Source organism: Actinoalloteichus sp. AHMU CJ021 (assembly GCF_002895405.1).
Lineage (GTDB): Bacteria > Actinomycetota > Actinomycetes > Mycobacteriales > Pseudonocardiaceae > Actinoalloteichus_B > Actinoalloteichus_B caeruleus.
Genome location: NZ_CP025990.1, coordinates 6,721,835 through 6,734,303 on the forward strand (window position 1 = coordinate 6,721,835; position 12,469 = coordinate 6,734,303).

7 protein-coding genes are annotated in these 12,469 nt (G+C 73.1%); 4 read left to right on the plus strand and 3 right to left on the minus strand.

The features are described 5' to 3' along the window. The first annotated feature begins 283 nt into the window (after nt 1-283). From C1701_RS26680 to C1701_RS26690, 3 genes are read left to right on the plus strand one after another with little or no spacing between them, the layout of a single operon-like run. On the plus strand, nt 284-655 hold the full coding sequence (locus C1701_RS26680) for a hypothetical protein (protein WP_016697890.1): 372 nt from the start codon (nt 284-286) through the stop codon (nt 653-655). Continuing rightward, the gene (locus tag C1701_RS26685) at nt 652-1,587 is read left to right on the plus strand and encodes an ABC transporter ATP-binding protein (protein ID WP_103056892.1); all 936 of its coding nucleotides are present in this window, start codon (nt 652-654) and stop codon (nt 1,585-1,587) included. Before C1701_RS26680 ends, C1701_RS26685 begins: the two co-directional genes overlap by 4 nt. Further along, nucleotides 1,584-2,381 (plus strand): ABC transporter permease, encoded by a 798-nt coding sequence (locus C1701_RS26690; RefSeq protein WP_103056893.1) that lies wholly within the window; start codon nt 1,584-1,586, stop codon nt 2,379-2,381. The genes C1701_RS26685 and C1701_RS26690 overlap by 4 nt, the downstream gene beginning before the upstream one ends. Here C1701_RS26690 and C1701_RS26695 read toward each other — a convergent pair. Next, a complete protein-coding gene (locus C1701_RS26695; protein ID WP_026420315.1) occupies nt 2,374-4,827 on the minus strand; it encodes a right-handed parallel beta-helix repeat-containing protein in 2,454 nt (817 codons plus the stop codon). The genes C1701_RS26690 and C1701_RS26695 overlap by 8 nt on opposite strands. Beyond that, nucleotides 4,824-7,715 carry an AAA family ATPase gene (locus C1701_RS26700; RefSeq protein ID WP_162183681.1) on the minus strand — a complete coding sequence of 964 codons (2,892 nt, stop codon included), beginning with the start codon at nt 7,713-7,715 and terminating at the stop codon, nt 4,824-4,826. The genes C1701_RS26695 and C1701_RS26700 overlap by 4 nt, the downstream gene beginning before the upstream one ends. Nucleotides 7,716-8,021: 306 nt before the next feature. Between C1701_RS26700 and C1701_RS26705 the strand changes: the two genes are divergently transcribed. After that, the gene (locus C1701_RS26705; protein ID WP_051713277.1) at nt 8,022-10,856 is read left to right on the plus strand and encodes an AAA family ATPase; all 2,835 of its coding nucleotides are present in this window, start codon (nt 8,022-8,024) and stop codon (nt 10,854-10,856) included. A gap of 410 nt (nt 10,857-11,266) precedes the next feature. On the opposite strand, the gene C1701_RS26710 is transcribed toward C1701_RS26705, so the two are convergent. Next, on the minus strand, nt 11,267-12,247 hold the full coding sequence (locus C1701_RS26710) for a hypothetical protein (RefSeq protein WP_103056894.1): 981 nt from the start codon (nt 12,245-12,247) through the stop codon (nt 11,267-11,269). Nucleotides 12,248-12,469: the final 222 nt, after the last annotated feature.

Consider the following 12,469-nt stretch of genomic DNA (forward strand, 5'->3'; position numbering starts at 1 on the left):
CCCGTCAGCACCGGCGCGAGGGACTTGGACGCGGCCCACACGGCCTACCCCTCTCACCTGGGACGACCGGAACGCGAACCCTCCACCGACCACCGACGACGCGCCCACGCACGAAGGGTAGCCGAGGCGGGTGCCAGGACAGGACAACAAGAGCACCTGCCGACCGTCACGCGATCAGCTGAACCCCTCCCCCAACCCGGCGGCGGGCCGGAACGCTGACCCCGCCGCACCCCACGCCGAACAAGGCGTCGTCACGGCGCCAGACCCAGGAAAGGAGACGAGCATGGCTTCCGTGACCGTCTCGGACGACGAGATCGTCGTCAGGTTCAACGCCACCGAGATCCCACTGGTGGCCCGACAGAAGGTGACGATCCCGCTCTCCGCCGTCAAGGAGGTCGCGGTCCTCGAGAAGTCCCTGGCCACGCAGGGGGCGCGCCGCGCGGGGATGTTCGTGACCGGGGTGATGAAGGTCGGCCTGTGGGGAACCGGGACCGGGGTCCAGCAACTCGTCTCGGTCCGCAGGGGCACCCCGGCGCTGCGGATCATCCTGGACAAGTACGACGCCGGCCTGAAGATCGACGAGGTGATGGTCAGCATCTCCGACGCCGCCTCGGTCGCCGACGACATCGAACGTCGACGGGGGGCGACCCGATGACCAGGCACGACGAATTCCGGATCCAGGTCGACAAGCTGACCAAACGCTTCGGCTCCGTCACAGCGGTCAACGACCTGAGCTTCACCGTCGAACCAGGGGTGGTCACCGGATTCCTCGGCCCGAACGGGGCCGGGAAGACGACCACCATGAGGATGATCCTCGGCCTGGTCACCCCGACCTCGGGCACCGCGACCATCGGCGGCCGCCCCTACGCGGACCTGCCGCACCCTTCCCGCACCGTCGGCGCGGTCCTCGACTCGTCCAGTTTCCACCCGGGCCACGTCGCCCGCGACCACCTCGCCGTGTACTGCCGGATGGGTGGCTACCCGCTCGACCGCGTCGACGAGGTCATCCACCAGCTGGGCATCGGCGAGTTCGCCGACAGGAGGACGCGGGGCTTCTCCACGGGCATGCGGCAGCGGTTGAACCTGGCCACGGCGCTCCTCGGGGACGCGCGAGTGCTGCTGCTGGACGAGCCCAGCAACGGGCTCGACCCGGAGGGCATCGCCTGGTTGCGCTCCTTCCTGAAGGGCCTCGCCGACCAGGGGCGCACCGTCCTGGTGTCAAGCCACGTGCTCAGCGAGGTCGAGCAGGTCGTGGACGAGGTCGTCGTGGTGCGCCGGGGGGAACTGGTGGCCTCCGGAACCATGGCCGAACTGTCCTCGGCCGCGACGGCGGCCGTCGTCGTCCGCTCACCGGACGACGAACGCCTTGCCGAGGCGTTGCGCGCGGAGTCCGTCCAGGGGACGCGCGCCACCTCGGTCGAGCGGCTCGAAGCCGGTGCGCTCCGGGTCGAGGGACTCACCACCGCCCAGATCGCGGACCTCGCCGCCGACCACCGGCTCCGGGTGCACGAGTTGACACCAGAACGATCCACCCTCGAACAGGTCTTCCTGCGACTGACCTCGGACCCCAGGGAGAGTGTCCGGTGAACCGGCTGATCATCGCGGAAACCACGCGTCTGCTGTCCTCGCGGCTCTGGCTCGGAGCACTCATCGGCGCCCTCGTCTGCGGCGGCGTCATGATCGGCGGGTTGACCCTGTTGGGGCCGGAGAACTTCGATCCTCCGATGCCGGGGCTGGACACCGAGGAGGGGGTCCGCAGCCTCCTCGGCATGTTGTCCTTCACCGTGTTCGTGCCGGCAGCGCTCGGCACGCTCGCCGTGACCTCCGAGTACCGGCACCGCACCATCTCCTTCACCTTCCTGTTCGAACCCCGTCGGTGGCGGGTCCTGGTGGCGAAGCTGATCACCTTCGCGGTCGCCGGGCTCTGCTACGGCGCGATCGTGGCGGGCACGGCCGGGGCGGCGCTGTACGGCGGGGCGGCGGCACGGGACATCACCCTCGGGCTCCCGGGTGCGACGGTGGCGGAGCTGCTGGTTCGCCTGGCGTTGGCGATGGCCGCGTTCATGGTCATCGGAGTCGGGTTCGGCGCGCTCATCCGCAACCAGATCGCGGCGTTGGCCGCCGTGGTCGGCTACCTCTACATGGTGGAGCTGGTGCTGCTGGCAGTGCCCGGCATCAACGCCGTCTACCCCTACCTCCCGGGTGGGGCGACGGCGTCACTGACCGGGTTCACCTACCTCGCCGACGCCATCGCCGAGCAGACCAGCGGCTCGTCCAGCACCCTGCTGTCCGCGCCGCTGGGCGCCCTCGTGCTCGCCGGCTACGCGATCGTCGCGGCCGCCCTCGCGGTCGCGGTGCCGCTGCGGCGGGACGTCACGTGACGGGCTGACCGGCGGGCTTCAGGAAGTCCAGGTCCGCCACGGTCAGCTTGGTCAGGTCGGAGGTCGAGGCGTCCGAGGTGACCGCCAACCGGGAAGCCTGCCGGTCCACCATGTGCTCGAAGGTCTTGCGGGCGGTGCGACCGTTGCCGAAGGTGGCGTCCTTGGGCAGCACCTCGAAGTAGTCGCGGAGCACCACCGCCGCGTCGTGGTCGAGCTGGTAGTCGTGCCGTTCGCACTGCTGGCGGATGATCGTGACCATCTCGTCGGCGTCGTAGTTCTCGAACTCGATGGTGCGGGTGAACCGGGACTCCAGCCCCGGGTTGGAGGCGAGGAACTCCCGCATCTCCTTCGAGTAGCCGGCGACGATGACGACGACCTCGCTGCGGTGGTCCTCCATCAGCTTCACGATGGTGTCGATGGCCTCGCGGCCGAAGTCCGGGCCGGTTCCGCCGCTCTGCGCGCTGAGCGTGTAGGCCTCGTCGATGAAGAGGACGCCGCCCAGCGCCTTGGTGAACGCCTCGGTCGTCTTGATCGCGGTGCCACCGATGATCTGGGCGACCAGGTCGGCCCTGGCGACCTCGACGAGGTGCCCCGAGGTGAGCACGCCGAGTTCGGCGAGGATCGCGCCGTAGAGCCGGCCCACCGTGGTCTTGCCGGTTCCCGGGGCACCGGCGAAGACGAGGTGGCGGCTCATCGGGGGAACCGAGAGGCCCGCCTCCTGCCGGCGTTTCGCCATCCGGTTCAGGTTGACCAGGCCGGTCACGTCCCGCTTGACGCCTTCCAGGCCGACCAGGCCGTGGAGTTCGGCGAGGGGAGCGCTGAGGCTGTCACCCCCGTTCCCGTTGGCGGTCTCGGCGTGGGCCGGCTGGCTGGCTGCCCCCGGTGCGGGGGCGGCGGCCGCGCCGCCCTCTCCCGCGGTCAGGTAGGCGTCGGGGAACCCGTTGCGCTCGCTGGTCAGCGAGGTGACCGTGAGCCGCGCGTCGGCCAACAACCGGCGGAGCCCGGCTCCGGTGTTGCCCCGGGTGACGCAGTCCCGGACCGTGACGGGCTCGGCGGTCTGGACGTGGACGCCGTCGCTGCCGTTGTCGGTGAACTCGCAGCCGGTCAGTTCCGCGCTGCCCTCGGCGGTGACCTGCACCCCGTGGCCGCCGCTGCCCCGGCTCCGGGAGCCGCTCATCACCACCCGGCCTCCCTTGCCGACGAACACGCCGTCCCCACCGGACCCGTAGACGTCGCAGCCCGTGAACGCGGCGGTGCCGCCCTTGGTGACGGCCAGCCCCGACGTCCTGGCGCCCTGGACGCTGCCGCCGTCGACACCGACCTTCGCGTTCTCCGCGACCAGGACGGCGGCGGCGCCGCAGCGTTCGACCTCCATGCGGGTGAGTTCGGCGGTGGCGCCCTCGACCACCTCGACGGCGTTGCCGCCGGAGTCGCGCACTCGCAGCCGGGTCAGGCTCGCCGTGGTCCCCTCGGCGTGCACGCCGACCCCGGCACCGGCCGGGGTGGACACCACCAGTTCCTCCGCGTCCAGGGTGGAGCCGTCGGTGAGCAGCACCCCGGCGCCGCCCACGTCGGTGATGACGCAGCCCCGCACGGTCAGGGTCGACTGGCCGGCGGCGCGGAGGCCGTGCTCCCGGGCGTTGGACACCCGGAACTGGCTGAGCGTGGCGGTGGTGCGCTGGGAGACGAGCAGGCCCTCGGCCGTCCGCTCGGCCTGGCAGTCGTCCACGCTGACGGAGCCGGTGGTCGCCAGGTAGAAGCCGACGCCCTCCGACTCGCGGACGGTGACCCGGCGCAGGTCCGCGCTGGCCCCCTCCTCGACGGCGACCGCCGGTTTGGCCGCGCCGGCGATCACGGTGTCGCTGACGGCGACGCTCGCGTCACCGTTGAGGCAGATCCCGTTGCCGGCGACCCTGGCGATGTGGCACCCGGACACGGAGAGCCGCCCGCGTTGGGCGACGACGACGGCCGAGGTGCCCAGGTCCTCGAAACGGCACTGGCGCAGTTGGCTGCGCACGGATGCGGTGATGACGACACCGGCGCCACCGGGGTTGGTCACCCGGCTGTCCGCCAGGTTCACGGCGCCGCGTTCGTGCGCGACCAGGGCGGCCCAGCCCTGGGCGCTGATCTCGCATTCCGTGATGGTGCTCCGCCCTTCCTGGCTGATGAGGGCGGGGGCCTCCTGGTCGGTGGAGCGGACGGTGAGGCCGGAGAGGGTGACCGGGGCGAGCAGGTTCAGCGGTGTTCCCGTCTCGGAGAGGATCTCGACCGTGCCGGGGCCGTCCTCCGCCGTGATCGTCACCTGCCGGGTGACGACCAGTGCCTCCGTGTACCGGCCGGGGCCGACGCTGATGACGGCGCCGTCGGGCGCGGTGGCCAGGGCACCGGCGAGCGACCGGTGCTGTCCGGGCTCGACCGCCGAGACACTGATGAGCTGCCCGGTCATGTGGGTACTGCCTCTCCAAGCCGTGGTGTGGACGGGTGGTCGGTGCGGGGGTCGGGGCCGCCGGACAGGCGGCCCTCGATCCTGGCCGCCGCCAGTTCGGTACGGGAGCGGCACCCCGTGCGGGAGAACAACCTGGTCAGCCGGCTCTCCACGGTCTTCTCGCTGACGCCGACGGTCACCGCGATCTGCCGGTTGGTCCGCCCGTCGCTCACGAGGTCGATGATGCGCAGCTCGAGGTCGGAGAAGTCGGGGCGGCGGGCGCGGACCCGGACCGGCGACAGACCCATGCCCCGCATCAGTTCGACCAGGTGGCCCCGGCCGCCGTCGCCGTGCAGCCGCTCGCACACCTGGTGGAACTCCCGCAGCCACCGACGTTGGTCGGGCGCGGCGCCCGCCTTGATGAGCAGGGCCCGAGCCACCGACGGCTGGTCGCCCCGTGCCCGCGCCATCCGCAGGCCCTCGTCGAGGGCCGCCACGTCCCCCTCCACCAGGCCGCGCATCAGCAGCACCGACTGCCTGCTCCCGGGCGAGCCGACCTCGTCGTCGAGCCGTTCCAGCTCGGCGAGCCCGCGCCGGGCACCGTCCTCGTCGCCCTGGCGACTGGCCTGGTCCGTCAGCCGGGTGAGCAACGGGGCCAACGCCAGGTATCCAGCCCGCCGGTGGCGGTGGTAGTTCTGCCACCCGACGACGTCGGCGGCCACGGTGTCCCCGGTCCGGTGCAGCAGACCACACCGGACCCAGGCCAGGTAGTGGCCGCAGACCGTCGTGGCGGGGATCCGTTCCAGCCAGGCCCAGGCCCGGTCGAACTCGCCGCGTTCCGAGCACATCTCGGCGGCGAACACGCGGACGAGGTGCAGGGGTGGGGTGTCCTCGCCGTCCGCGGCCGCCTCCAGGCTCCTCGCCAGTGACAGCGCGGCGTCCCACTCGCCTGACCAGTAGTGGGAGAGGAGCAGTTGGTAGCCGGGCAGCGGTCCGTCGACCGGCGGCGCGTACCGGTCGCCGAGGACCAGGCCGAAGGCCGTGGTGTAGTCGACGAGGAGGGCGGAGTCCCGCAGGTGGTCCCGGGTCGGCACGTCCTGACCGTCCGCTCCCCTGTCCTCCCGCAGGCGACCCCACGCCCATTCGAAGGAACGGCGGTCGCCGGCCAGCGCGGTGGTCAAGGCCATCGCCTCCAGGCCGGTGATGACGAGCTCCCCGGTCCCGTGGTCCCCGGCGAGTTCCCCGCTGGTGCGCAGGGCCCGCCGTTCGACCTCGACGGCGGCCTGGAGCCGTCCACGCAGCATCAGCGCGCAGGACCGGGCGATGCGCGGCCCCCAGGACGTGTCACCCCACACCTCCTCCAGGAGGGACAACACCTCGTCCACGTCGTCGACGCGCTGCTGCTGCATGGCGGCGAAGAGCCACCGGATCGAGATGTCGAACAGGTCGTCGGCCCCGCCGGAGGCGCCCGGCCGCGCCACCCGGTCGCCGCTCCCGGTGCTGGCCCCCACCAGGCCGCGCAGCAGGGGCAGCGCGGCCCGGGTGGTGGAGGACACGGCGTCGTAGTGCCCCAGTCCGAACTGGAGGCGGGTCACCCACCGGAAGACGTGCCACCACCGGGGGTCGGTGGCGGTGAGCCGGCGCAGGGCGGCCGCGTACCACGTCATCGCCGACAGCGGTTGGCTGTTCCGCCGGGAGTCGGCCTCGGTCACCAGCAGGTCGGCCGCGTCGGGCCACGGTAGCGCCGGGCCGGCCGCGGCGACGTGGTCCGCCAGTCGCGCCCGGTCGACGGCGATGCCACGGCGGGACCGGCGGCGGAGGACCTCCGCGAAGGACCGGTGCCGTTCGCGGGCGGCCTCGGGTCCGCCGCGCCAGCGCAGCGTCGCCGCGAGCGCCGGCACGGGGAAGGCCAGCCGTCCCGCCGCGTCCAACCGGAGCACACCGTCGCCGACGAGACGGTCCAGCGCGTGCCCGGCCGAGTCGAGGTCCGTACCGATGACCTCGCTGATCACCGGCAGGTCGTCCACCCGGAGTCCGGGAACGGTGGCCGCGGTGGCGGCCAGCGCCTCGGCGTCCGCGCCGGCGGCGCGGACGCGGGTGGTCAGTTCGTGGTCCTCGTCGAGGCGGATGGTCTCCTCGGGCCGCACCAGGCAGAGGTGGTCGTCGATCATCCGCAGTCGCCCACCCTCGGCGAGGGAACGGACGGTGGTCAGCACGGTCCCCGGGTTGCCGTAGAGCCCGCCCAGCGCGGTGCGCAGCGCACCCTCCAGGCCGGGGTCGACGGCGACCTGGTCCACGGGCAGCGCGCGGGCCAGCAGTTGGTGGGCGTCCTCCCCGTCCAGCGGCTCGACGTCGAGGATGTCGTCGGCGGTGGCCACGAGCTGGTGGAGGAAGGAACATCCGGCGCTTCGGAGGCCGGTGGTGACGACGACGGCGCACCCGGCGGCCCTGGCGTTCTGGAGGAGGAGGGCGAAGGCGGGCCTGGTGACGGAACTCACCCGGTGCGCGTCGTCGACCACCAGCACGGTCCGCTGGATCGCGACGAGTCGGCTCAGCGCGACACTGATCGTGTGGACCAGCGCCAACAGCTGGGGCTCCGTCGAATGGCGGAGTCGGTCCCGCATCCGCGCGGCCGCCGCTACCCGCTCCGCGAACTCGGGGTCTGTGACATGATCCAGCTGGTCACGTAGGGATTCGATCACGAGGTCCAAGGTGAGCGGCTGGCTGGGCTGGGCTGTGTCGACCGTGAGCACACGTGCCCCCTGTCTCGTCCACACCCGACGGGCGGTCTCGACGAGGGTGGTCTTCCCGGCGCCGGTGTCGCCACGGAGCAGCAGCGACGAACCGAAGTTCTCGGCGGTGTCCACCAGCGCGGTGAGGACCTGGAGGTGGTGCCTTCTTCCGATCACGGTCGCGACTCTCCGACCCATAAGCCTTCTCTCACCAATCACCTCGATCGTCTCCGGTGATGGGCTTCGCGCGGGCTGCCGGGCCAACGCGGCCATCTACCACCACCCGTTCCTAGCGCACCATTCCTCCTTCAGGGGATGGGGGGCTCCCCTCGCCCCTAATTCGAGGGATCTCCTCCGCATGTCCGTTTTCGTCGTCCGGCGGACGGCCGAACGGCCGTCCCCCTCCGTCCGGAGCGCACCGTGGCGCTTCCCGCTGTCGTGTCACCGCAGGGCGACGCGCTCGACCGCCAGGAAAGGCACCCGGTGAACCACGCGCCACTCGTGCACGGATCCACCTCCGCGCGTCCCGCACCTCCGCCGCTGGTCGGCAGGAACGAGGTGATCGACCGCCTCGCCGCGGAGTGCGCCCGCGCCGACGGCCCCCCGTTCGCGCGGGTGCTCGGCGAGGCCGGTGCCGGCCGGACCTCGCTGCTGCGCGCCCTGCGGGGGCGGTTGCGCGCGGCTGGCATCCGCACCCTCTCCCTGTCGGCCAGCCAGGACGACGGGGGAACCCGGTACAGCGCCGTCTACCGTCTCCTCACCTGCCTGCCGTCGGTCCCGGAGCCGCCCACCGGGCCGGCCGGGCCCACCTCCGCACGGGAGGTGCTGCTCGACCTGGTGGCCCGGGTCAGCGCCGTACCCCCGGACCAGCGGGCACCCGAGACGGACGCGCGGTTGGCCGCGGCGCTGGCCCAGGTCCTGCGCGCGCACGCCCCGCTGGTGATCCTCGTCGACGACGCGCACTGGCTGGACGGCGACAGCGGACGCGTGGTGGAACCGTTGGCGAGGAGACTGCTGGGCACCGGGTGCGGCATCGTCCTCTCCGCGCGCGTCGACGGTGCGCCGGACCCGGTCGGCCCGTTCGGGGGGCAGGAGGCCGAGGTCGTCGCCCGCATGACCGACGACGGGCTGCTCTCGTCCACCGTGCTGCGTCCGCTGACCCGCGACCAGGACCACCGGCTGCTCACCGAGTGGCTCCAGGCACGACCGGACCCGGTGCTCACGCGGGAACTCCGTTCGCTGTCCCGGGGGAACCCCGCCGCCCTCCGGTGGGCCGTGCGGGGGCTCTCCGAGTCGGGTGCGTTGCGGGTCGTCGACCGCCACGCCTACCTGGTGCCCCAGTTCGAACCGCCCCGGTTCACCACGAGGAGCCCGCTGCTCGCGCCGATCCGTGAGGCCGGCCCCCTGGCCAGGTCGGTGGCCGAGGCGCTGGCGGTCCTGGCTCCCCTGGGAGTCGGCGTCGAGACGATGCTCACCGAGGCGTTGGCCCAGCCGGCTCCGACGGTGCGGGGGGCGCTCGACCTGCTGCGGCGACGCAGGGTGCTGGTGGCGGGCCGGCGTGGCTGGCGCTTCCGGCTGCCGGCGGTCCGGGAGGCGTTGCGGGCCGGCCTGGGCCCGTACCAGCGCCGTCGGCTGTCCGCCCTCGCCGTCGCCCGGGTGTGGGAGGGAGGCCCGACCGCCCTTGACCAGGACGCCGTGGCGGACCTGCTGGTCGAGGCGGGGGGCCTCGTCGACCCGGAACGGGCCGCCGCGGAGTTGACCGACCGGGGCGGCGCCACCCTGTTCACCCACGGCCTGCGGTCCGCGCGGTGGCTCCGGGCCGCGGCGGAACTGATCACCGACCCGACCCGGCGCGCGATGACCCTCGTGGGGCACTGCGCCGCCTGCGCCATCAACGAACGTCCCACCGACGCCGCGGACAGCGCGGAGGAGCTGATCAGCCGGCACGCCCCCTACGTCCCGGAGTCCGCTCGGCAGGAACTCGGCGTCATCTACGTGACCTGCCAGTGGGCGACGGGGAACACCGGGCCGTTGCGCGGGATCGCCGACGGCGAACGGACCGTGCTGCCCGGGGGCCCTGGGCAGCACGCGGTGTCCAGGGCGGCGGCGCTCTTCCAGTTGCAGCGGTACGGCGAGGGACGGGCCCTGCTGGCGGCGACCAGGGACAGCTGGTCCCGGGAGCCCGCCTCCGCCGACTTCGCGCACATCCTGGGAGCGGGGGCGGCGATCTGGCAGGGCGATCCGGCGGAGTTCCGGGAGTTCCTCGCCGACTCCTCCCGTTGGCGCGGCCAGGACGTGCCGCAGCTGCGCTTCGAACGGCTGCGCTACCAGGTCAGCATGCTCCTGGCGATGGGGGAACTGACCCGGACCCTGGAACTGCTGTCGGCGGAGGGCATCCGGGTGGACCAGCTGCTGACGACCGACCAGTTCATGATCCACCAGATGCGCGGCGACTGGGTCGCCGCGATGGACGTCGCACGCCGCAGCATGGCGGCCGGGAACACGGTGGCCAGGCCCCCGGGGCCAACAATCATGTACCGGGACGCGGTGAAGATCCTCGCCGCTCGGGGTCGGCTGGCCAGGGCGAACGAACTCGCCGAGACGGCGCGGTCCCAACCCGTGCAGGCCGACTACCTGCTGGACCTGGCCCAGGCTCGCATCCGCCGTCTGCTGGGCGATGGCGATGGCGCGATCCTCGCGCTGCGCAGGGGCCTGGACCGGGCGGCGGCCGCCGGGTTCGTCCTCGGCACCGACGAACTCTGGGCGGAACTGGCGGAGATCGCCGCGGCCGAGGGCCGGGTCGAGGAGGCCACCGGCCACCTCGCGGCGATCACCTCGGTCGCGCGCCGGATGGGGACCGGGCGCACCGAACTCCTGTCGCTGCGCAGCCAGGCGCTGGTCCACCGCGACCGGGACGCGGCGGCGGCGGCGGTCGAGCTGGCCCGGGAACGCGCGCAGCCCTCGGAGATCGCGGGCACGGCACTGCTGGCGTCGTCGTTGGGGTACCGGCCCGACGAGCTGTTACCCGAGGCCTACCAGCTGTTCGGTGACCTCGACGCCCTGCTGTGGCGGGCCAGGACCCGGAACCTGATGCGGGCGCACAACCTCCCGGTCCCGGGACGCACCGCGACGACCGCCGAGAACGAACTGCTGCTGGCGGTGCTGGTGACCGAGGGGCTCAGCAACCGGGAGCTGGCGACGGCTCTCCAGACCAGCGAGAAGAGCGTCGAAGGGCGGCTGACCCGCCTGTTCGCCAAAGGGGGCTACGGGTCCAGGGTGGACCTCGCGGCGGCCATGCTGACCGGCGAGTACCCGTGAGGGTGGCCGGACGTCCCGTCGCCGCCGGGTGGCGGGCCCGGCCGCTCGGTCTCCGTCACACCGCCCCGGGTGCGTTCGGTGACGGCCGGGCCGTCGCGGCACGTGGGCGAGCGTCGCGGCGGCTCCACCGACGGACACCTGGGGCCGCGAAGCCCGGGTTCCGGTCGCTGCCCGGTGGTACGGGGAAGGCGAACGCCGTGGCGCGTGCTGCCACCAGCCGCGCCAGCCGTCGACGGTCCACCCGGGATGCCGCCGTCCCGTGGCTCCTGCTCGCCGGGCATCCCCGTCGGGACGGCCCCGGGACCCGGGTGGAGGCGAACGCCTCCCACCCCGCACCGGGCCGATCCACATCCTCCCGGTGGTCCGCCTCGGGGCGCGGCACCCCACCCGGGCGGCGCTGCCCCGTCGGTCTACCCCGCCGCCGGGGTGACGCCCTCCTGCTGGGCGTCCAGCACGAAGGCGACGGTGGCCAACCACTCACGGCGGGACGGCACGAGGGGCCGGGTCTCGGCGGCCCTGACGTGCGCGCTGAGCTCGGTGGGGATCGGCACGCCGTACCGGTCGAGGTAGTAGCCCAGGGCCGCCGGCCACACCCAGATCCCGTCGGTCAGCAGGCCGCCGGGCACGACCCGGCCGGCCGAGTCGTCGAGCAGGTCGTAGCCGGGCAGGGCGCTCTCCACCAGGGGGTGACCACCGGCGAGGTAGCCCAGTTCCTCGTCCCGGTCGCCGGTGTCGACGGCGTTGGCCGGGTCGAACAGGCGAACCCGATCCTCGTCCAGTTCCGCCAGCCTCGGGACCGGTGGTGGCTGCGAGGCGAACACCTCACGTCCGCTGATCAGGGCCAGTGTCTGGTAGTCGGGAAGGCTGGTCTCCGGTGAGAACACCTCAACGGCCGGGCTGACCAGGCCGATCTCGACCAACGCGTCACCGAGCCTGCTGGCCAGCTCCGCGGCGCCCTCCATGGTGGCCGTGGTCTCCACGAGGTGCACGAGACGTGGTGGGATACCGGGCACCTCGATGGTGCCGACCCGCCACACCTGCCAGGCGGTGTGCTCTCCCGGCGTCGCGGAGAGGACCTCGGTGACGACGGCCGACGCGGCCACCGGGACCAGGACGTCGCGGGCGCGCTCGTCGACGAACTCCCAGGCCGGCGTGTCCCCCGACTCGTCGTCGCGGAGCAGGGACAGCAGCGGCGTGGTCGCACCCCCGGCGCTCGCCAACACCTCGCGCAACCCGAGGGGGACGTCGATCCCGTGGTCGGCGAGGCTCATCACCACCGCCCGCCCGGCCAGCTCCCAGTGGCCGGCGGCCAGCCAACGCCTGCTCTGCCAGAGGACGTCCTCCGGCAGCAGGGGCGCCAACCTCAACAGCGCCTCATGGGGGGACAGCATGCGCTTCTCCTTCCGTCAGGTGGTCGTGCTCGGCCTGGTCGGTCCGGACCGGCCACGGCCGCCACGCCGCCGTCCGCCCCACCCCGCCGAGTGGTGTGCGCCCTGCTCCGCACGAGTGCGTCTCACGCCCGGAGCCCGGGATCGGGCTGCTCACGCGCGGTGCGAGCGGAGCGCCCTCCGCGAACCCGTCCTGATTCCGGCCACCGGGAGTCGCCTGGTCTG

Coding starts and splice junctions, on each gene's coding strand:
- C1701_RS26710 (WP_103056894.1), bottom strand. CDS start 12,247: ATGCTGTCCCCCCATGAGGCGCTGTTGAGGTTGGCGCCCCTGCTGCCG.
- C1701_RS26680 (WP_016697890.1), top strand. CDS start 284: ATGGCTTCCGTGACCGTCTCGGACGACGAGATCGTCGTCAGGTTCAAC.
- C1701_RS26685 (WP_103056892.1), top strand. CDS start 652: ATGACCAGGCACGACGAATTCCGGATCCAGGTCGACAAGCTGACCAAA.
- C1701_RS26695 (WP_026420315.1), bottom strand. CDS start 4,827: ATGACCGGGCAGCTCATCAGTGTCTCGGCGGTCGAGCCCGGACAGCAC.